At 56.2% G+C, this 20,336-nt stretch carries 18 protein-coding genes; 11 read left to right on the top strand and 7 right to left on the bottom strand.

Going from position 1 to position 20,336, the window contains the following annotated elements; genetic code table 11:
* Positions 1-15 precede the first annotated feature (15 nt).
* Positions 16-954: a 1-phosphofructokinase gene (fruK, locus tag HII27_RS05160; protein WP_185666893.1), complete on the bottom strand. Its 939-nt coding sequence runs from the start codon at positions 952-954 to the stop codon at positions 16-18.
* The gene (fruB, locus tag HII27_RS05155; protein ID WP_185666892.1) at positions 955-2,085 is read right to left on the bottom strand and encodes a fused PTS fructose transporter subunit IIA/HPr protein; all 1,131 of its coding nucleotides are present in this window, start codon (positions 2,083-2,085) and stop codon (positions 955-957) included.
* Positions 2,086-2,446: 361 nt separating this feature from the next.
* On the opposite strand from fruB, the gene setB reads away from it, so the two are divergent.
* Positions 2,447-3,628 (top strand): sugar efflux transporter SetB, encoded by a 1,182-nt coding sequence (gene setB / locus HII27_RS05150; RefSeq protein ID WP_185666891.1) that lies wholly within the window; start codon positions 2,447-2,449, stop codon positions 3,626-3,628.
* On the opposite strand, the gene HII27_RS05145 is transcribed toward setB, so the two are convergent.
* Positions 3,625-3,879: a YkgJ family cysteine cluster protein gene (locus HII27_RS05145; protein WP_185667036.1), complete on the bottom strand. Its 255-nt coding sequence runs from the start codon at positions 3,877-3,879 to the stop codon at positions 3,625-3,627. The two genes, setB and HII27_RS05145, sit on opposite strands and share 4 nt — an antisense overlap.
* A 154-nt stretch (positions 3,880-4,033) precedes the next feature.
* Between HII27_RS05145 and yeiP the strand changes: the two genes are divergently transcribed.
* On the top strand, positions 4,034-4,606 hold the full coding sequence (gene yeiP, locus HII27_RS05140) for an elongation factor P-like protein YeiP (RefSeq protein WP_185666890.1): 573 nt from the start codon (positions 4,034-4,036) through the stop codon (positions 4,604-4,606).
* Positions 4,607-4,712: 106 nt separating this feature from the next.
* Here yeiP and uxuA read toward each other — a convergent pair whose 3' ends face one another.
* Positions 4,713-5,903 carry a mannonate dehydratase gene (gene uxuA, locus HII27_RS05135; protein ID WP_035893479.1) on the bottom strand — a complete coding sequence of 397 codons (1,191 nt, stop codon included), beginning with the start codon at positions 5,901-5,903 and terminating at the stop codon, positions 4,713-4,715.
* A 205-nt stretch (positions 5,904-6,108) separates the two neighbouring features.
* Here uxuA and HII27_RS05130 point away from each other — a divergent pair, with 205 nt between their 5' ends.
* The 9 genes from HII27_RS05130 (at position 6,109) to yejF (ending at position 17,727) form a co-directional block, all read left to right on the top strand.
* Entirely contained in the window at positions 6,109-7,575 is a 1,467-nt protein-coding gene (locus HII27_RS05130; protein ID WP_185666889.1) for a mannitol dehydrogenase family protein, read from the top strand.
* 124 nt (positions 7,576-7,699) lie between these two features.
* Complete coding sequence (locus HII27_RS05125) at positions 7,700-8,677, top strand: CobW family GTP-binding protein (protein WP_185666888.1); 978 nt, start codon at positions 7,700-7,702, stop codon at positions 8,675-8,677.
* Between the two features lie 44 nt (positions 8,678-8,721).
* Positions 8,722-9,438 carry a phosphatase PAP2 family protein gene (locus tag HII27_RS05120; RefSeq protein ID WP_185666887.1) on the top strand — a complete coding sequence of 239 codons (717 nt, stop codon included), beginning with the start codon at positions 8,722-8,724 and terminating at the stop codon, positions 9,436-9,438.
* A 418-nt stretch (positions 9,439-9,856) separates the two neighbouring features.
* The gene (gene mepS, locus HII27_RS05115; protein WP_185666886.1) at positions 9,857-10,429 is read left to right on the top strand and encodes a bifunctional murein DD-endopeptidase/murein LD-carboxypeptidase; all 573 of its coding nucleotides are present in this window, start codon (positions 9,857-9,859) and stop codon (positions 10,427-10,429) included.
* A gap of 123 nt (positions 10,430-10,552) precedes the next feature.
* The gene (locus HII27_RS05110; protein WP_185666885.1) at positions 10,553-12,115 is read left to right on the top strand and encodes a cyclic di-GMP phosphodiesterase; all 1,563 of its coding nucleotides are present in this window, start codon (positions 10,553-10,555) and stop codon (positions 12,113-12,115) included.
* A gap of 104 nt (positions 12,116-12,219) precedes the next feature.
* Positions 12,220-14,010 (top strand): extracellular solute-binding protein, encoded by a 1,791-nt coding sequence (locus HII27_RS05105; RefSeq protein WP_370631772.1) that lies wholly within the window; start codon positions 12,220-12,222, stop codon positions 14,008-14,010.
* Between the two features lie 9 nt (positions 14,011-14,019).
* The gene (locus tag HII27_RS05100; RefSeq protein ID WP_185666884.1) at positions 14,020-15,111 is read left to right on the top strand and encodes a microcin C ABC transporter permease YejB; all 1,092 of its coding nucleotides are present in this window, start codon (positions 14,020-14,022) and stop codon (positions 15,109-15,111) included.
* Between the two features lie 2 nt (positions 15,112-15,113).
* Positions 15,114-16,136, top strand: coding sequence for a microcin C ABC transporter permease (locus HII27_RS05095; protein WP_191091994.1), 1,023 nt, complete (start codon positions 15,114-15,116; stop codon positions 16,134-16,136).
* 1 nt (position 16,137) lies between these two features.
* On the top strand, positions 16,138-17,727 hold the full coding sequence (gene yejF / locus HII27_RS05090; protein WP_185666883.1) for a microcin C ABC transporter ATP-binding protein YejF: 1,590 nt from the start codon (positions 16,138-16,140) through the stop codon (positions 17,725-17,727).
* 3 nt (positions 17,728-17,730) lie between these two features.
* Here the strand turns inward: yejF and HII27_RS05085 are convergent, their stop codons facing one another.
* From HII27_RS05085 to rsuA, 3 genes are all read right to left on the bottom strand, one after another.
* Positions 17,731-18,072 (bottom strand): YejG family protein, encoded by a 342-nt coding sequence (locus tag HII27_RS05085; protein WP_185666882.1) that lies wholly within the window; start codon positions 18,070-18,072, stop codon positions 17,731-17,733.
* A gap of 316 nt (positions 18,073-18,388) precedes the next feature.
* Entirely contained in the window at positions 18,389-19,585 is a 1,197-nt protein-coding gene (locus HII27_RS05080) for a Bcr/CflA family multidrug efflux MFS transporter (RefSeq protein ID WP_185666881.1), read from the bottom strand.
* Between the two features lie 25 nt (positions 19,586-19,610).
* A complete protein-coding gene (rsuA, locus tag HII27_RS05075; protein WP_185666880.1) occupies positions 19,611-20,312 on the bottom strand; it encodes a 16S rRNA pseudouridine(516) synthase RsuA in 702 nt (233 codons plus the stop codon).
* Positions 20,313-20,336: the final 24 nt, after the last annotated feature.

Raw genomic sequence — 20,336 nt, 5'->3', positions numbered from 1 at the left:
ACGCCTCTCCCGCTGTTAGTTAAAAGGTTTCAGGTCGACGCGCGCCATCATCGCGGCCAACTGGGTACGGTCGGTGATTCCGACGTTGCTCTGGCTTACCGCCAGCGCTGCAACGGCGGTCGCCAGACGCAGGGTATGCTCGCTGGATTCACGCATCAGCAGGCCGTAAATCAGACCGCCGACCATTGAATCCCCTGCTCCTACGGTGCTTACCACTTCCATTGACGGCGGCTTGGCAATCCATTCGCCGGAGGCGTTAACCCAAAGCGCGCCTTCTGCACCCAGCGAAATCACCACGTGAGCAATACCCTGCTCGCGCAGCGCGTGGGCCGCTTCAATCACATCTTTCATTTCAGGCAGCTTGCGGCCAGCCCAGATCTCCAGCTCGCGACGGTTTGGCTTCACCAACCACGGCGCGGCTTTCAGCCCGGCAACCAGCGCTTCACGGCTGCTGTCGAAAATAATGCACGGACACTGGCTACGCAGACGCGTCATCCAGTCGGTGAACGCTTCAGGGCTCACGCCCGCTGGCAGACTGCCGCTCACGCACACCATGTCGAACTGACCCAGCCAGCTCAGGGAATCATTGACGAAACGCTCCCAATCAGACGGGGTAACTTCAAAACCAGAGAAGTTGAAGTCGGTAACTTCACCATCTTTTTCCGTCAGCTTGACGTTAATACGGGTACGGCCCTGGACGACCTGGAAACGGTTAGCAATGCCCAGTTCGCTGAACAGCTGCTGAAAACCATCCTGGTTGTCTTTCCCCAGGAAACCACCTACGGTGACGTCGATGCCTAAGTCCTTCAGCACTTTGGCCACGTTAATGCCTTTACCCGCCGCGTGCAGCCCGGTGGTACGCACCAGGTTCACTTCGCCACGCTCAACTTCTGGCGTGAACCCTACCAAATCATAGGCCGGGTTTAAGGTAATTGTGGCTACTCTTCTGCTCATTTATGCGCCCTCCCCGAGGCCTGAAGCAATGGCTTCGCCAATAGCGTCCAGCGCCTGACGAGCATCATCACCCTGTGCGGTAAAGCGCAGGCGATGACCTTTTTTAACACCCAGCGCGACAACCTTCATCAGGCTACGCCCGTTGGCTGGTTTGCCGCTGCCGTCAAGATTGGTGACGGTAATGTCACTGTTAAACTGTTTGATGGTGTTCACCAGCACGGTGCCCGGACGGGCGTGCAGACCGTGTTCGTTACGCACCACGAATTCTTCATTCAGCACGTCTTCAGCCAACGCTTCATCGCTGGTCAGCAGCGCCAGCAGCGTAGCGGCATCGGCTTTCAGCAGGCGTTCAGCTTTGTTGTCCAGCAGAATATTGACCAGGCGGTTCAGCACTGCGGTCGGCTGAGCATCGGCCATGGCGACGGAGATCAGCAGCGAAGCAGAAGCGTCACCGACGGTAAATGGCGTTGCCGCGCGGCTTACCGCGATAGCGCTGCGCAGGTTGCCTTCCGCGCTGTCGTTCAGCCAGATACCCTGGCCCAGGTTCAGCGGCTGCTCGTTAATCACGCGCGCCACAAAGTTGGCATCTACCGCACCCGCTTCTTTCAGACGTGCGGCGTTCAGCGCCTGCAGCGTCACCAGGTCACTGGCAACCACGTCAAGCGAGAGCGTGTCGTTATCAAGCTTCAGCACTTCGCTCTGCTTTTCACCCATCAGCAGCGCACGCAGCTCTTCCGCGGTGGTGGCGGTTTTCAGCTGTTCAGCCACCGCGTCATCGCTCAGCACATGCGTCAGCTGACGCAGCAGGCCGAGGTGCTCATCGGAGCTGGCGGCGATACCGATAGCGACGTACGCCGTCTGGCCTTCGCCCCAGGTGACGCCCTGCGGGAATTGATAAACCTGAACACCGGTTTTCAGCACCTGATCGCGGGTATCGGTGGTGCCGTGCGGAATCACAATGCCGTTGCCAAGGAAAGTGGAGGTTTGTTGCTCACGCGCCAGCATGCCGGCAACGTAACCGTCAGCAACGTTGCCTGCGCTGACGAGCGCCGCAGCAACCTGCCGAATAGCCTCTTCTTTATTCGCGGCCTGCTGGCCGGGATGAATATCCTGAACAGTTAACTGGAACATGGTTCCCCTCGCGCGCTGAATTGAATCGATTCAGCTTTGGTGAGAAAAAATCGTCGTACTTAGCGAGTGAGGTGCTGAAGACGACGCTGAAACGTTTCAATAATATTGTGCCTTTCTTAATCAGCCTGCAAGTTTTGCTGACAATTTGATTGCATAAATTAGATCTACAGCACATTTCATTAGCATTCTCGCCACAACTGCTGACGCGCTGATGGCGACTCAACAACGGCTTCAGCAAGACGTAAGCTAGATTTTGAAATGGCCTTTTAATTTTTCGTGCCGAATTTGATTTAGGTTACTGTTCATTTTCTGAGTCGCGGCGTAAACTCCCCGCCTCTCCTAAAGCGACCGATAAAACAACATGCAAAACAGTACCGCCGCCGCCCCACGGCGATCGTTTGATTTCACCTCGTCATCCTTTCTGATTGTTGCCTTTTTAACCGGTATTGCCGGCGCACTACAGACCCCAACGCTGAGCCTGTTCCTCAGTAATGAAGTGCACGTTCGCCCGGCGATGGTGGGCTTCTTTTTCACCGGCAGCGCCGTTATCGGCATTCTGGTCAGCCAATTTCTGGCGGGCTACTCGGATAAACGCGGCGACCGTAAAAATCTGATCGTGGTCTGCTGCCTGCTCGGCGTGCTGGCCTGCGTGCTGTTCGCCTGGAACCGTAACTACTTTATTCTGCTGTTTGTCGGCGTCTTCCTCAGCAGCTTTGGCTCCACGGCCAACCCGCAAATGTTCGCCCTCGCCCGCGAGCACGCCGATAAAACCGGCCGCGAGGCGGTAATGTTCAGCTCGATTATGCGTGCTCAGGTATCGCTGGCGTGGGTGATTGGCCCGCCGCTGGCCTACGCACTGGCAATGGGCTTTAGCTTTACGGTGATGTATCTGTCGGCTGCGGTGGCGTTTGTGGTCTGCGGCGCGATGGTCTGGCTGTTTTTGCCAACCATGCGCAAGGAGAAAGCGGCGGCCAGCGGTACGATTCAGGCACCGCGCACCAACCGTCGGGATGCGCTGCTGCTGTTTGTTATCTGCACCCTGATGTGGGGCACTAACAGCCTCTATATCATCAATATGCCGCTGTACATCATTAATGAACTGCATCTGCCGGAGAAGCTGGCCGGGGTGATGATGGGCACTGCCGCCGGGCTGGAGATCCCGACGATGCTGATTGCGGGCTACTTCGCCAAGCGCCTGGGTAAGCGCTTCCTGATGCGTCTGGCCGCCGTGGCTGGGCTATTCTTCTATATAGGTATGCTGACCTTCAGCAGCCCAACGCTGTTGCTGGCCATGCAGTTGCTGAACGCGGTGTATATCGGGATTCTCGGCGGGATTGGCATGCTGTACTTCCAGGATTTGATGCCGGGGCAAGCCGGCTCAGCCACCACGCTGTACGCCAATACCTCGCGCGTCGGCTGGATCATTGCCGGTTCGCTGGCGGGCGTCGTGGCGGAAATCTGGAACTACCACACCGTGTTCTGGATTGCGCTGGCGCTGTGCGTCGGCACCCTTTGCTGCCTGGTGCGGATTAAAGACGTTTAGGGCGCGGTCAGCGCTTCGAGGTGAAGCAGATAGGTCATCGCCGCGTCGCGGGTGACGCCGCACATTTCAGGCGCGGGCTGTAACCCTGCGCACACCTTCGGGCGCAGCGGCGAGCCAAAGATTTTACACCGCTGGCGTTCGTCGAGCTGCACGCAGGGCGTGTTAGCCGGTTTGCCGTTGGGCATGCCGGGAATGGGGCTGGAGATTGAAGGTGCAGTGCAGCAAGCCCCGCAGTCCGGACGACATTCCATCGCGGGTTCTCTGTAGTGTGGATAAGGTGGTGGCGCGCACATTACCACCTTTTGAGCAGCCATAGCAAAAGCCTTTAAATCCTCTTGCCTGAAACGCCCGGCACGAGTACTTTTACGCGATATTTTTGACACCCTAGTTCACAGGATAATTGCAATGCCAAGAGCGAACGAAATTAAAAAAGGTATGGTGCTGAATTACAACGGCAAGCTGCTGATTGTAAAAAATATTGATATTCAGTCACCGAGCGCCCGTGGCGCAGCAACGCTGTACAAAATGCGCTTCTCCGATGTCAGCACCGGCCTGAAGGTTGAAGAGCGTTTTAAAGGCGACGACATGGTTGATACCGTGACCCTGAACCGCCGCTTCGTTGACTTCTCCTACATCGATGGCAACGAATACGTGTTTATGGATAAAGAAGATTACACCCCGTACATCTTCACCCACGACCAGATTGCTGAAGAGCTGCAGTTCATTCCTGAAGGCGGTATGCCGGAAATGCAGGTTCTGCTGTGGGATGGCCGAGTTCTGGCGCTGGAACTGCCGCAGACGGTCGATCTGGAAATCGTGGAAACGGCACCGGGCATCAAAGGCGCTTCCGCCAGCTCCCGTACCAAGCCAGCAACCCTGACTACCGGTCTGGTTGTGCAGGTTCCTGAATACCTGACCACCGGCGAAAAAATTCGCGTTCATATCGAAGAAAAACGCTATATGTGCCGCGCGGACTAACTGTCTTTAGTAGCCCGGCCGAGCAACGCGACGCCGGGCTACGGAAATAGGCCAACAAAAAGGGCAGCCAAATGGCTACCCTTTTTTATTTTGCGAAAATGACGAATTACAGCAGATCGCGGAACTTGGTCATTTTCAGCGCCAGCTCAACGCCGCGCACTTCCGCCAGACCTTTCAGACGACCAATCGCAGAATAGCCTGGGTTGGTTTTCTTCTTCAGGTCATCCAGCATCTGGTGACCGTGGTCAGGACGCATTGGGATAGGACGCAGATCGCCCGCTTTCTTACGACGTTGCTCTTCGGTCAGAATCGCATCAACCACCGCAACCATGTTCACATCGCCCTGCAGGTGTGCTGCTTCGTGGAAGGTTTTCGGGTTTCCTTCACGGCAGGTAGAACGCAGGTGCGTGAAGTGAATACGGTCGCCGAAGGTCTCGATCATTTTCACCAGATCGTTATCTGCACGCACGCCGTAAGAACCGGTGCACATGGTGAAGCCGTTGTTGATGCTATCAACGGTCTCTTTCAGCCACTGCATATCTTCAATGGTAGAAACGATACGCGGCAGGCCGAGGATTGGACGCGGTGGATCGTCCGGGTGAACCGCCAGGCGCACGCCGACTTCTTCCGCTACCGGCACGATAGCGCGCAGGAACACCGCCATATTTTCACGCAGGTTTTCTTTGCTGATGTGGTCGTATTCCGCCAGACGCGCACGGAACTGGTCCAGGGTGTAACCCTCTTCCGCGCCCGGCAGGCCAGCAATGATGTTGCGGGTCAGCTTGGTGACTTCCGCTTCGGTCATTGCCTTGAAGTATTCCTGCGCCTGACGCTGCTCTTCCGCGGTGTAATCCGCCTGCGCACCTTCACGCTTCAGGATGTGCAGCTCAAACGCCGCAAAAGCGATCTGGTCAAAGCGCAGCGCTTTAGAGCCATCTTCCAGAGTGTACTCGAGGTCGGTACGCGTCCAGTCAAGGATCGGCATGAAGTTGTAGCAGACGGTGTCAATGCCACATTCAGCCAGGTTGCGGATGCTCTGCTGGTAGTTGGCAATCCAGGTTTTGTACTCACCGGAGCCAGTCTTAATATCTTCGTGAACCGGGATACTCTCCACCACGGACCAGGTCAGACCTTTTTCAGCCAGCATCGCTTTACGCTGTTTAATTTCTTCAACCGGCCATACCTGACCGTTTGGAATGTGGTGCAATGCCGTTACGACGCCCGTCGCGCCAGCCTGACGCACATCATCAAGAGATACCGGATCGTTCGGGCCGTACCAACGCCAGGTTTGTTCCATTGCCTCACCCTCTAAAGTTGTTATACCAATAAAATCACCTTCAATGACGACTACCATACATGTTTATTCAGAACCGTCAATAAATCCGCTGGGATTGATTGATCAAGCTCACATTAACGCGATAAATACGGCACACCAATTCAATTTGTTGTCATATAACTTTACACTGCATACGTTAATTAATCGTTAATCGGATGTGTGAACAATGAATACAATCGCCACAAGTGCCCTTCCCACCAGCGTCCAGCGCCCTCAATATGATAGACAACAGCTACGTTCGCGGATTGTGCACTTCGGTTTTGGTGCTTTTCACCGCGCCCATCAGGCGCTGTTAACCAACCGGGTATTGAACCAGCACGGCGGCGACTGGGGGATTTGTGAAATCAGCCTGTTTAGCGGCGACGTGCTGATGAGCCAGCTCCGCCAGCAGGATCATCTGTTTACCGTGATGGAGAAGAGCGCTGCGGGCAATCAGCCGATTATTATTGGCGCGGTCCACGAGTGCCTGAACGCAAAGCTTGATTCTCTGGCGGCGATTATCGAAAAATTCTGTGAGCCGCAGGTGGCGATTGTCTCGCTGACGATCACCGAAAAAGGCTATTGCATCGATCCGGCGACCGGTCATCTCGATTTCACCCAGCCGCGGATCGTTCACGATCTTGCATCACCCACGGAGCCCCACTCCGCGCCGGGCATTCTGGTCGAAGCCCTATCTCGCCGTCGCGATCGTGGTCTCCCGGCCTTCACCGTCCTCTCCTGCGATAACATTCCTGATAACGGTCATGTGGTCAAAAATGCGGTGCTGGATATGGCAACTCGTCGGGACCCTGAGCTGGCAAGCTGGATTGCGGAATACGTCAGCTTCCCCGGCACCATGGTTGACCGTATCGTCCCAGCCGCAACCGAAGCGTCGCTGGCAGAAATCACCCTGGAGCTGGGTGTCGAAGATCCGTGTGCCATCAGCTGCGAACCGTTTATCCAATGGGTTATAGAAGATAATTTCGTCGCCGGACGCCCTGACTGGGGCAGCGTGGGGGCGCAGATGGTCAGCGACGTTCTGCCGTGGGAAGAGATGAAGCTGCGTATGCTTAACGGCAGCCACTCGTTCCTTGCCTATCTCGGCTATCTTGCGGGCTATGCGCACATCAGCGACTGCATGCAGGATGAATCTTACCGCCGGGCGGCACGTCATCTGATGATGGCCGAGCAGGCACCCACGCTGCGCATTACCGATGTAAACCTCGGCGCGTATGCCGATAGCCTGATCGACCGCTTCAGTAACCCGGCGCTCCAGCACCGTACCTGGCAAATCGCCATGGACGGCAGCCAGAAGCTGCCGCAGCGTCTGCTGGACGGCATTCGTATTCATCTCCAGAACGGTAGCCGCTGGCCGCTGCTGGCGCTGGCCGTCGCCGGATGGATGCGCTACGTGAGCGGCGTGGACGATGCCGGGCAGCCGATTGATGTTCGTGACCCGCTGGCGGAGAAAATTCGCGGCATCGTGGCGAACAGTAGCGACGAGAAGCGGGTTGCTGCGCTGCTCACGCTGCAGGAAATTTTCGGCAGCGACCTGCCAGCCAACCCGCAGTTTGTTCAGGCTATCGAGCAGGCGTGGCAGCATCTGGTGCAACAAGGCGCACGCCAGGCGGTGCTGACCGCGCTCAATAGTTAACATTTTCTGCTATTTCGCGGGTTAATATTAGATTAGCCCGCCTTAACACTTCTCTTTTCGACGTCGCTTCGCCAGGATAAAGTGATCCAGATAACACTATCACTATGTCCTCTGCGGAGTTTTCGTGACTAAAACCAATCTGATCACCGGCTTTCTCGGCAGCGGGAAAACCACCTCAATTCTGCACCTGCTGGCCAATAAACCTGCCGACGAAAAATGGGCCGTGCTGGTCAATGAGTTTGGCGAAGTCGGCATCGACGGCGCCCTGTTGGCCGACAGCGGCGCGTTGCTCAAAGAGATCCCCGGCGGCTGCATGTGCTGCGTTAACGGCCTGCCGATGCAGGTCGGCCTGAATACGCTGCTGCGCCAGGGTAAACCGGATCGTCTGCTGATTGAGCCTACTGGCCTCGGTCATCCCAAGCAGATCCTCGACCTGCTTACCGCCCCGGTTTACGAGCCGTGGATCGACCTGCGCGCCACGCTGTGCGTGATCGATCCTCGCCAGTTGCTGGACGACAAGGTCGCCAACAATGAAAACTTCCGCGACCAGCTCGCGGCGGCAGACATTATCGTCAGCAACAAAACGGACCGCGCTACCGTCGAAAGCCAGCAGGCGCTGGCCGCCTGGTGGCAGCAGCACGGCGCTGAACGCCAACTGGTAGAAGCCACTCAAGGCAGCATCGATAATGCCCTGCTGGATACGCCACGCAGCAACACGGCGCCGCTCAAGGCCAGTGCGGCGCACTCGCACTCACATCCGTCAAACAAAGGCCTCGCGGCGTTAAACCTGCCGGAGCACCAGCGTTGGCGCAGAAGCGTCAACGAGGGCCAGGGCTATTACGCCTGCGGCTGGATTTTTGACGCCGAAACCGTGTTTGACACCATCGGCCTGCTGGAGTGGGCGCGTCTCTCTCCGGTGACTCGTCTGAAGGCGGTGATGCGTATTCCTGAAGGGCTGGTGCGTATTAATCGCCAGGGCGCCGATCTGCATATTGAAACGCAGAACGTTGCGCCACCAGATAGCCGTATTGAGCTGATAAACGACACGCAAACCGACTGGAATTCGTTACAAACGGCGCTGTTGAAACTTCGTTTAGGTTGAAACCGCTAAGGTTTCCGCCGAGACTAATTGCTATGAATACTAAGATGCGTACACGTTATCCCCTGATTATTTTACTCAACGCCGCCGGCGTGGTGTTGTTTCTCTCCTGGTTCCTGCCGGCAAATCACGGATTCTGGTCCGCGGCCGACCTTGGCATTTTTCACTTCTTTAACCGGGGTTTGACCGCAGATAATTTGGGCTACGCCTGGTTCTTAGCCATTATTAATAATCGCGCCTTTGACGGCTGTTCGCTGTTGGCAATGGGCTGTCTGATGCTGAGTTTCTGGCTTAAAGAATCCACCCAGGGCCGTCGCCGAATCGTGGTGATGGGGCTGGTGATGCTGCTGTCGGCGGTCATCATTAACCAGCTGGCGCAGCACCTGATGCCGGTCACCCGTAGCAGCCCGTCGCTCTCCGTGCCGGGCGTACACCGCGTCAGCGACTTTATCGACTTCTCGACCAAAGACGGCTCGCGGGACAGCTTCCCCGGTGACCACGGAATGATGCTGCTGATATTCGCCACCTTCATGTGGCGCTATTTCGGTCAGAAAGCGTTCATTATTTCACTGATTATTTTTGTGGTTTTCGCCTTCCCGCGCGTGATGATCGGCGCACACTGGTTTACCGATATTGCCGTCGGTTCGTTAACCGCAGTGCTGATTGGCGTACCGTGGGTGCTGATGACGCCATTAAGCGATAATGTGATCGGTCTATTTGAACGAAATTTGCCCCATTTATCCAAAGCGAAATCGGCGCAATAAATAACCAATTCATCTGATATTCCAGAAAGAGGGTATTCACCCTCTTTTTCTTTTTTTTATCCCACCGCGTTATTGTCATCTTCCCGTCACAACATTCATTTTGATAATGAATGAGTTGCCCATTTTTCATTCACCAGCGACGCAATTTTGGCCATTCACAATTTTTAACTTTGTGTATCACGATTTCTTATAAAAAATCGGGCAAAAGCGCTCGCAATGCCGCTTTCGTTAAGGTAATCTCATTCGCGTTTGTCGTTTCAAAGAGCAATTATTTGGTTCGTAAATAAAACTTTGTGCGCTAAGCCACAAAAATGAATTCAAAGAATTGTCTCATTGATTGCGTGTATTTAGTCTCAGACGCGTTTGGCATTTTTTATAACGACTCCATCGTTAAGGACTTCAAGGGAAAACAACGAAAATGGTCAAATCTCAGCCGATTTTGAGATATATCTTGCGAGCGATTCCAGCAGTAGCAGTTGCGGTTCTGCTTTCTGCCTGTAGTAACACCAGCAACACCGCTAAGAACATGCATTCTGAGACGCATGCAGTGGGCACCGAAGATGCCTCGTCACTGCAAGCCTCTCAGGATGAATTTGAAACCATGGTGCGTAACCTCGACGTGAAGTCCCGTCTGATGGATCAATACGCAGGATGGAAAGGTGTCCGTTACCGTCTGGGCGGCGACACCAAGCGCGGTATCGACTGCTCCAGCTTTGTGCAGCGTACCTTCCGCGAACAGTTTGGTTTAGAGCTGCCGCGCTCCACCTGGGAGCAGCAGGAAACGGGCAAATCCGTTAAACGCAATCAGCTTCGAACCGGTGATTTAGTGTTGTTCCGCGCCGGCTCTACCGGTCGCCATGTTGGCATCTACATCGGCAACAACCAGTTTGTTCATGCTTCCACCAGCAGTGGTGTGACGATTTCCAGCATGAATGAACCGTACTGGAATAAACGTTACAACGAAGCACGCCGCGTCCTGAGTCGTTCGTAATGTCGTTTACCGTCAGTTTCCCTTGGCTGACGGTAAGCATAAAAAAAGCACTGCTCCGGCAGTGCTTTTTTTATGCTTCATCATTATTCTTTTCTTTAGAGTTCCGTAGCATAGAGAAGTTGCATGTTCACTCGCCACTCATCAATTAACCGTCGAATCGTCCTCACCAGTATTGTCGCTGGCCTGCTGATTGCGCTCGCGGCCGGGCTGGCACAGTATTCTATTTTCCATCACCGCCGCTCGGTCCAGTTTGATAACACTATCTCCAGCCTGCAAAACTACTTAAATAACTATTTCAGGCAGATCCTGGTGACGATGGATTCCCTGCAGCCGCTGACCATGGATCCATGCCATGCCGTGTCGTCGGAACTCACCGAACGCGCTGCGTTCAGCATGAACGTGCGAGCATTTTTGCTGGTGAAAGATCAGATAGCCTACTGTTCATCGGCTACCGGGGAGATGTCGCTGGGGCTTAAGGATCTGGTGCCAGATCTCGATCTCAGCAAAACGCACGTGATGGGGATCGTCCCCGGTACGCCGATGATGCCAACCACCCCAGCCTTTGTGCTGTGGGTAAAAAGCCCGCTGCTGGAGAACCGTGGCGTTTTCGCCTCGATTAACGCCAACCTGATGCCCTGGGTGCTCTACTCGTCAAAGCAGACCCCGTATAACGGCGTCGCGCTGGTGGTTAACGGTAAGACGGCCATCTCTACCTTTAGCAGCAAACCCCTTGCGGTCGACGACATCACCGATACCGCCGTTCGCCACGTGAAGATCAACGACGTGCCGCTGGAGGTCTATCTCTACAGCAACGCGCTCAGCAGCGATAACTCGCTCTATTCCATCCTGCTTGGGCTCACCTGTGGCCTGATCGGCGGCCTGCTGTGCCTCTATATTCTGGCCATTCGCTCGCGTCCAGGAAAAGAGATCCTCTCTGCCATCAAACACCGTCAGTTCTACGTGGTCTATCAGCCGGTTGTGGATGCGAAGAATCGCCAGATTACCGGCGCAGAGGCGCTGATGCGCTGGTCGCACCCAACCGCCGGGAATATTCCCCCGGATGCGTTTATCAGCTATGCCGAAGCGCAGGATCTCATCGTCCCCCTCACCCACCATCTGTTTGAGCTGATCGCCCGCGATGCGCCGGTGCTAAAAGATCTTCTGCCGCCGGGCGCCAAGCTCGGCATCAATATTGCGCCCGGTCACCTGCATGCCGAGAGCTTCCAGCAGGATATCCGCAACCTGGCGGCCAGCCTACCGCAAAACTACTTCCAGCTGGTGCTGGAGATAACCGAACGAGACATGCTGCACCAGGAGAAGGCCATGAGCCTGTTTACCTGGCTGCGCGGTGAAGGCATTGAAGTGGCTATCGATGATTTTGGCACCGGGCACAGCGCGCTTATCTACCTTGAACGCTTCACCCTCGACTATCTGAAAATCGACCGCGGTTTTGTCAACGCTATCGGTCGGGAGACCATCACCTCACCGGTGCTGGATGCGGTACTGACCCTGACGCATCGCCTGAACCTGGTGACGGTTGCCGAAGGGGTGGAAACGGAGGAGCAAGCAAGCTGGCTTCGCGATCACGGCGTCGACTATCTTCAGGGCTATCTGATAAGCCGCCCGCTCACGCTGCAGCAGCTGATTGTGGAATATCGTAAGCCAGCAAAGTATTTCACAAGTTAAGCAAGGTCATTTAAGATTCAGGGATAAAAGACGTTTTCAATCAATACTTTTCAATGCGGGGTAGCCCTATCGTGATCGTAGCGCGTGTCTGTTTGACCCTGCTGATGCTGTTCAGCCTGTCCCTGCAGGCGCAGACCATTAAAGAGAGCTACGCGTTTGCGGTGATCGGTGAACCTAAATACGCCGTCGACTTCAACCACTTTGATTACGTCAATCCTGCCGCCCCGAAAGGCGGCAACGTCACGCTAGCCGCACTCGGCACCTTTGATAACTTCAACCGCTTTGCGCTGCGCGGAAACGCCGCGGTGCGCACCGACTCGCTGTACGACGCGCTGTTCACCACCTCCGACGACGAGCCGGGCAGCTACTATCCGCTGGTCGCCGACCGGGCGCGCTACGCCGATGACTATTCCTGGGTGGAGTTGACCATCAACCCGCGCGCCCGCTTCCACGACGGCAGCCCTATTACCGCGCGTGACGTCGCCTTCACCTTTAACAAATTTATGACCGAAGGCGTGCCGCAGTTCCGGTTGGTCTACAAAGGCACTACCGTCAAGGCTATCGCCCCACTGACGGTACGCATTGAGCTGGCGAAACCGGGCAAGGAAGATATGCTGAGCCTGTTTACCCTGCCGATTCTGCCGGAAAAGTTCTGGAAAGATCATAACCTCAGTGAACCGCTCAGCACGCCGCCGCTGGCAAGCGGCCCTTACCGCATCAGCGACTGGAAGATGGGGCAATATATCGTCTATCAGCGCGAGAAAGATTACTGGGGCGCCGACCTGCCGGTAAACCGTGGCCGCTGGAACTTCGACACCATCCGCTATGACTACTACCTCGATGACAACGTCGCGTTTGAGGCTTTCAAGGCCGGTGCCTATGACGTGCGCACCGAGAGCAGCGCTAAAAACTGGGCGACGCGCTATATCGGCAAAAACTTTGCCAGCGGTTACATCGTTAAGGATGAACAGAAGAACAACGCCGCGCAGGATACCCGCTGGCTGGCTTTTAATATCCAGCGCCCGGTATTCAACGACCGCCGCGTGCGTCAGGCAGTCAGCATGGCATTTGATTTCGAATGGATGAACAAAGCCCTGTTTTACAACGCCTACAGTCGTGCCGACAGCTATTTCCAGAATACCGAATACGCCGCGCGTGGCTACCCGAATGCCGACGAGCTAACGCTGCTGGCTCCGCTCAAGAGTGAGCTACCACCGGAAGTGTTCACCTCCATCTACCAGCCCGCCGCGTCAGACGGGCACGGCTTTGACCGCAACAACCTGCTGAAGGCGGGAAATCTGCTGACCGACGCCGGCTGGGTGCTGAAAGGCCAGCAGCGCATCAATGCAAAAACCGGCCAGCCGCTGCGCTTTGAACTGCTGCTGCCCTCCGGCGGCAACGATCAGTGGGTGATGCCCTTCCAGCGCAATCTACAGCGTCTGGGTGTGACAATGGATATCCGCCAGGTCGATATCTCGCAAATCACCAACCGGATGCGTAAGCGCGACTACGACATGATGCCGCGCCTGTGGCGGGCGATGCCGTGGCCTAGTTCAGATCTGCAAATCTCCTGGTCATCGGAATACATCAACTCCTCCTACAACTCGCCTGGGGTGGCAAGCCCGGCGATTGATAACCTGATCAACCAAATCATCCGCTGGCAGGGCAATAAGCAGAAGCTGCTGCCGCTCGGGCGCGCCCTCGACCGGGTACTGACCTGGAACTATTACATGCTGCCGATGTGGTATATGTCCGGCAGTCGAACCGCCTACTGGAATAAGTTTTCTTATCCCAGCATCCACCCGCTCTATGCCTCCGGCACGGATGCGCCGGGCTTCGACACCTGGTGGTACGACGTGAATAAAGCGGCAACCTTACCCGCTTCCCGACGTTAAGGAGAGAACATGGGTGCCTATCTGATTCGCCGACTGCTGCTGATTATCCCGACCCTATGGGCAATCATCACGCTCAACTTTTTTATCGTACAGATAGCGCCCGGCGGCCCGGTTGACCAGGCGATTGCGGCGGTAGAGTTCGGCCATCAGGGCGGGCTACCCGGCGGTGGCGGCGGGCTGGAACGTAGCCAGGCGCGGGCGGGCGTTGGCAATATCGCGGAAAGTCAGTACCGCGGCGGACGCGGCCTTGACCCAGAGGTTATCGCCGAGATAACCCATCGCTACGGCTTCGACAAACCGCTGCACGAACGCTACTTCAAGATGCTCGGCGACTATCTGCGCTTTGATTTCGGCAACAGCCTGTTCCGCAACGCCTCGGTTATGCAACTGATGAAAGAGAGCCTGCCGGTCTCCATCTCGCTCGGGCTCTGGAGCACGCTGATTATCTATCTGGTCTCTATTCCGCTGGGCATTCGTAAGGCGGTGTACAACGGCAGCCGCTTTGATATCTGGAGCAGCACCGGCATTATTATCGGCTACGCTATTCCGGCGTTTCTCTTCGCCATCGTACTGATCGTCTTCTTCGCCGGCGGCAGCTATTACGACATCTTCCCGCTGCGCGGGCTGGTCTCAGCGAACTTTGACACCCTGCCGTGGTACCAGAAAATCACCGACTACCTTTGGCACATTACCCTGCCGGTGCTGGCAACGGTGATCGGCGGCTTTGCCGCACTCACCATGCTGACGAAAAACTCATTTCTCGACGAAATTCGCAAACAGTACGTGGTCACCGCGCGGGCAAAAGGGGTCGGCGAAAAGCAGATCCTCTGGAAGCATATCTTCCGTAACGCCATGCTGCTGGTTATTGCTGGCTTCCCCGCCACCTTTATCAGCATGTTCTTCACCGGCTCGCTGCTGATCGAGGTGATGTTCTCCCTGAACGGACTGGGGCTGCTGGGCTACGAAGCGACCGTCTCCCGCGATTATCCGGTGATGTTCGGCACGCTCTATATTTTCACCCTGATAGGGCTGCTGATGAACATCGTCAGCGACATCAGCTACACGCTGGTGGACCCACGCATTGATTTTGAGGGCCGCTAATCATGACCCTAAACGCCGTCAACCAGGCCCGCTGGGCGCGTTTTTGCCACAACCGACGCGGCTACTGGTCGCTGTGGATCTTTCTGGTTATCTTTGTCTGTAGCCTGGGCGCTGAGCTTATCGCCAACGATCGCCCGCTGCTGGTCAGCTATCAGGGCAGCCTGTACGTCCCGGTGGTGAAAAACTACAGCGAAAAAACCTTCGGCGGAGAGTTCGCCACCGCCGCCGATTATCAGGATCCGTGGCTGCAGCAGCGGCTGGAGAAAAATGGCTGGGTGCTGTGGACGCCCATACGCTTCGGCGCCAGCAGCATTAACTTCAGCACCGATATCCCCTTCCCAGCCCCGCCGTCGCGGCAAAACTGGCTGGGCACCGATGCTAACGGCCGTGATGTGCTGGCGCGTATTCTCTACGGTACGCGCATCTCACTGCTGTTCGGCCTGATTCTGACGGTCTGCTCCAGCGTGATGGGGGTGATTGTCGGCGCCGTACAGGGCTACTACGGCGGGCGTATTGACCTATGGGGGCAGCGTTTTATCGAAGTGTGGTCGGGTATGCCGACGCTGTTTTTGATTATCCTGCTCTCAAGCGTCGTGCAGCCAAACTTCTGGTGGCTGCTGGCGATTACCGTGCTGTTCGGCTGGATGTCGCTGGTCGGCGTGGTGCGCGCCGAATTCCTGCGGACCCGCAACTATGATTATATTCGCGCCGCGCAGGCGCTGGGCGTCGGGGATCGCAGCATTATCCTGCGACATATGCTGCCCAATGCGATGGTCGCCACCCTGACCTTTATTCCGTTTATCCTGTGCAGCTCCATCACTACGCTGACCTCGCTCGACTTTCTTGGCTTTGGCCTGCCGCTCGGTTCACCGTCGCTCGGTGAACTGCTGCTTCAGGGCAAAAATAACCTGCAGGCCCCCTGGCTTGGGATCGCCGCTTTTCTCTGCGTTGCCGTACTGCTCTCGCTGCTGATCTTCATCGGCGAGGCGGTGCGCGACGCCTTCGATCCTTCTAAGGCGGTATAAGATGCAGCAACCACTTCTGGAGATCGATAACCTCTCCATCGCCTTCCGCCAGCAGGGCATAACCACCACCGTGGTTGAACAGCTCTCACTGACGCTCGCCGCCGGAGAAACGCTGGCGCTGGTCGGGGAATCCGGCTCGGGGAAAAGCGTCTCGGCGCTGTCGATTCTGCGCCTGCTGCCAGAGCCACCGGTCAGTTACCCAACGGGCGATATCCGCTTTGCCGGGGAGTCACTACTGCACGCCAGCCCGCAGACGCTGCGCGGGGTGCGCGGCAACCGCATTGCGATGATTTTTCAGGAACCGATGGTGTCACTGAACCCGCTGCACAATCTGGAAAAGCAGCTTTATGAAGTGCTGTCGCTGCACCGGGGCATGCGCAAAGAGGCGGCGCGCGGCGAGATCCTCGACTGCCTTGACCGGGTCGGCATTCGCAACGCCGCAAAACGGTTGAGCGATTTTCCCCACCAGCTTTCCGGCGGTGAGCGCCAGCGCGTGATGATCGCCATGGCTCTGCTGACGCGCCCGGAATTATTGATTGCCGATGAACCAACGACCGCACTGGACGTTTCGGTGCAGGCGCAAATCCTTCAGCTACTCAGAGAGTTGCGCACCGAGCTGAATATGGGGCTGCTGTTCATCACCCATAATCTGAGCATTGTACGCAAACTGGCTGACCGCGTGGCGGTAATGCAACATGGCCACTGCGTTGAGCAGAACAGCGCTAGCGCGCTTTTTGCCGCGCCGCAGCATCCGTACACCCGTAAGCTGCTGGACAGCGAACCAGCGGGCGATCCGGTGCCTTTACCGCCGGAGGCTACCCCGCTGCTGGAAGTCAACAAGCTCAGCGTGGCCTTCCCGATTCGCAAAGGTATCCTGCGCCGTGTGGTTAGTCACAACACGGTGGTCAACAACCTGAGCTTTACGCTGCGCAAAGGGGAGACGCTGGGGCTGGTCGGTGAGTCCGGTTCAGGTAAGAGCACCACCGGGTTGGCGCTGCTACGTTTAATCGCCTCGCAGGGCGATATTCGTTTTGCCGGGGAGGCTATTCAGGGGCGTAACCGTCAGCAGATGCTGCCGCTGCGTCGTCGGATTCAGGTGGTGTTTCAGGACCCTAACTCGTCGCTCAATCCACGGCTCACCGCGCTACAGATTATTGAAGAAGGTCTACGGGTTCATCACCCTGCCCTCACCGCAGCAGAACGCGAGCAGCGGGTGATGGCAGCCATGCAGGAGGTGGGCCTGGAGCCGGAGACCCGGCAGCGCTATCCGTCTGAGTTTTCCGGCGGCCAGCGACAGCGTATCGCCATCGCGCGGGCGCTGATCCTGCAGCCGGAGCTTATCGTGCTGGACGAACCCACGTCCTCGCTCGATCGCACCGTTCAGGCGCAAATTCTGGCGCTGCTTAAAGCGTTACAGGAAAAGCATCAGCTGACCTACATCTTCATCAGCCACGATCTGCACGTCGTTCGTTCGCTGTGCCATCAGGTGATGGTGCTGCGTCAGGGAGAAGTCGTCGAACAGGGAGAGTGTCGGCGCGTATTTTCAGCACCGCAGCAGGAATATACGCGTCAGCTCATTGCGCTGAGCTGACGGTTAAAACGGGTTGTTGCCGGAGAACGGTTCGGCAATTGCCACGCCGAAATTTTTCAGGCGGCAGGTTGCCGCAAACTCATCCTGACGTTTCACGAACAGGCACGGCTCCCCTTCGCACTCGAGCACCGAGCAGTCGACGGAGATATCGGTTAACGCCTGGCTCAGGGAATGCATCACCGGCCAGGCGCTATCGCCGTCCGGGCTCAGCAGTTTGAGGGCCACCAGCGCATTTTCGCCGGATGCGCCGTTTTGCGGAATCGGTTCAACTTTCGAACCTGCAAAACCCGCAGACCAACGATAGTCCTGCGGCAGTCGATGTACGATTGATAGCTGTAATGTCATTACGTTCTTTTCCCCGGAAGCGACAGTGCTTCACAATTATTTCACATCCATATTAACACATTGTTGACAAATCGTCCTGCATCCAGAAAAAAAACGCCAGCATTCAACATTCTTCTTACGACATAGTTCGGTGTAATGATGCGTTTTCGCGCTATATGTACCCGTATCTGTGATCTAACGCAACCTTTTTATCTACAACAATGTGACTTTTTACATTAATGGATTTTACATAAAAGAAACATTACACCCTATCAGGAATGCGATTTCAGTTGATATGTATCAACAAAGGGGCGTATTTCGCCCCTCTAAAGGCTTATTAGTGCGTAGTTTTGCGGGGTCGACTGGCGTAGAGATAGAAGAGGATCGAGCAGGTCGCGCACAGGGCGATGGAAATCAGCATTGGCCAGGCGGTGGTGAAGGTCGCCATCGACAGCAGCGCGCCGATAATGGCCCCAATCCCAAAGCGGAACGTCCCCGCCAGCGATGACGCCGTACCCGCCATATGCGGAAACTCATCGAGGATCACCGCCATGGCGTTCGAGGAGACCATCGACACGCAGCCGACAAACACCGCAATGCCCAGCACCAGCGACCAGAAACCAACATCCAGCAGCGCGCAAACCACCATCCAGATTGCCATAACGAACTGGATTGTCAGCCCGGCGCGGAACATCCACAGCGCCCCAACCCGGCGAACAAAGCGGCTGTTAATGGTGGTCATGACAAAGAGGAACACAATGTTCAGCGCGAAGTAGTAGCCGAAGTGCTGCGGCGACACATGGTTAAGCTCGATATAGACAAACGGCCCGGCGCTTAAGAACGAGAACATCGCCGCAAAGCTAAAGCCGCTCGCCAACATGTACGACAGCACGCGCTTGTGGCGGAACAACGACGCAAAGTTGCCGAGCGTGGTGCTCAAGCGGAACGGCTGCCGTTTATCGGCTGACAGCGTTTCGTCAATAAAGAACCAGATCGCCGCCGAGGCTAGCAATGCGGCAACCGCCAGGATCCAGAAGATAGCATGCCAACTAAACCAGACCAGCACCGCACCACCCACCATCGGCGCCACCAGCGGGGCAATAGTCGTCACCAGCATGACAAACGACATCATGCGCGAGAACTCTTCTTTCGGGTAGATATCGCGCATCAGGGCGTTGATCACGACGCTTGCCGCCGCGGCCGCTAGCCCGTGGAAAAAGCGGGTGACGATCAGGTAGTCGATGGTCGGTGCCAGCGCACAGGCCACCGCCGCCGCGGCAAAGATAAGCGTACCGCCCAGAATGACTGGCTTACGCCCGAGGCTGTCCGCCATCGGCCCGTACAGCAGCTGACCCAGCGCAAAGCCCAGAATATAGGTGCTCAGGGTCATCTGTGCGCTGCCTGCCGGCACGCCAAATTGTTGCGAAATGACCGGCAGCGCCGGAAGGTACATGTCGATCGATAACGGCATTAACATGGCCAGAAGGCCAAGAATAAACACAATTTTTAACGACGAGCGCGGCCTGGACGTCACAATTTACCTCGGTTGTTGGTTAGCGCTACGGTGCGCCAACGCTGGCGATTTCTGCTTCTGTTAACGGACGGTATTCGCCCGGCGCTAAGTCTGGATCGAGTGCAATCTCACCGATACGTTCGCGATGCAGACCGACAACGTGGTTACCCACTGCGGCAAACATGCGTTTCACCTGGTGATAACGACCTTCACTGATGGTCAGACGCACTTCGGTCGGCGTAATCACTTCCAGCACCGCTGGCTTGGTAAGATCTTTCTCATTGTGCAGCTGAACGCCTTTGGCGAACTGCGCGGCGGTGTCATCGCTGACCGGATTTTCCAGCGTCACCAGGTAGGTTTTCTCGCAATGATGGCGCGGCGAGGTGATGCGATGGGACCACTGACCGTCATCGGTCATCAGCACCAGACCGGTGGTATCAATGTCTAAACGACCCGCGGCATGTAGCTTGTGCGCCACCGGGACATCGAGGAAATAGAGCACCGTTGGGTGATCCGGGTCTTCCGTGGAGCACACGTAGCCCTGCGGCTTATTCAGCATGAAATAGCGCGGGCCATTCTGCTGGGTCAGCGGGTTGCCTTCGTAGGCTACGTCGTGTTCTGGTAGCAGTTTAAACGCGGTATCGCGCACCACTTCGTCATCAACGGTCACGTGTTGACCGCGGATCAAACGCCCGGCAATAGCACGGCTGACGCCGAGTTGCTGAGCGATAAACTTATCAAGTCGCATGAAGTATTTTTAGCCTGTAATAGT

This window comes from Kluyvera sichuanensis, from assembly GCF_014218705.1.
In the GTDB taxonomy this organism is placed as follows: Bacteria; Pseudomonadota; Gammaproteobacteria; order Enterobacterales; family Enterobacteriaceae; genus Kluyvera; species Kluyvera sichuanensis.
Note: the sequence above shows the minus strand (reverse complement) of the source record. Positions and strands in the feature narration are given on the sequence as shown.

Coding starts and splice junctions, on each gene's coding strand:
- HII27_RS05085 (WP_185666882.1), bottom strand. CDS start 18,072: ATGACATTACAGCTATCAATCGTACATCGACTGCCGCAGGACTATCGT.
- rsuA (WP_185666880.1), bottom strand. CDS start 20,312: ATGCGACTTGATAAGTTTATCGCTCAGCAACTCGGCGTCAGCCGTGCT.
- HII27_RS05120 (WP_185666887.1), top strand. CDS start 8,722: ATGCGTACACGTTATCCCCTGATTATTTTACTCAACGCCGCCGGCGTG.
- mepS (WP_185666886.1), top strand. CDS start 9,857: ATGGTCAAATCTCAGCCGATTTTGAGATATATCTTGCGAGCGATTCCA.
- HII27_RS05105 (WP_370631772.1), top strand. CDS start 12,220: ATGCTGTTCAGCCTGTCCCTGCAGGCGCAGACCATTAAAGAGAGCTAC.
- fruB (WP_185666892.1), bottom strand. CDS start 2,085: ATGTTCCAGTTAACTGTTCAGGATATTCATCCCGGCCAGCAGGCCGCG.
- uxuA (WP_035893479.1), bottom strand. CDS start 5,903: ATGGAACAAACCTGGCGTTGGTACGGCCCGAACGATCCGGTATCTCTT.
- yejF (WP_185666883.1), top strand. CDS start 16,138: ATGCAGCAACCACTTCTGGAGATCGATAACCTCTCCATCGCCTTCCGC.
- HII27_RS05100 (WP_185666884.1), top strand. CDS start 14,020: ATGGGTGCCTATCTGATTCGCCGACTGCTGCTGATTATCCCGACCCTA.
- HII27_RS05130 (WP_185666889.1), top strand. CDS start 6,109: ATGAATACAATCGCCACAAGTGCCCTTCCCACCAGCGTCCAGCGCCCT.
- HII27_RS05110 (WP_185666885.1), top strand. CDS start 10,553: ATGTTCACTCGCCACTCATCAATTAACCGTCGAATCGTCCTCACCAGT.
- fruK (WP_185666893.1), bottom strand. CDS start 954: ATGAGCAGAAGAGTAGCCACAATTACCTTAAACCCGGCCTATGATTTG.
- setB (WP_185666891.1), top strand. CDS start 2,447: ATGCAAAACAGTACCGCCGCCGCCCCACGGCGATCGTTTGATTTCACC.
- yeiP (WP_185666890.1), top strand. CDS start 4,034: ATGCCAAGAGCGAACGAAATTAAAAAAGGTATGGTGCTGAATTACAAC.
- HII27_RS05145 (WP_185667036.1), bottom strand. CDS start 3,879: ATGGAATGTCGTCCGGACTGCGGGGCTTGCTGCACTGCACCTTCAATC.
- HII27_RS05095 (WP_191091994.1), top strand. CDS start 15,114: ATGACCCTAAACGCCGTCAACCAGGCCCGCTGGGCGCGTTTTTGCCAC.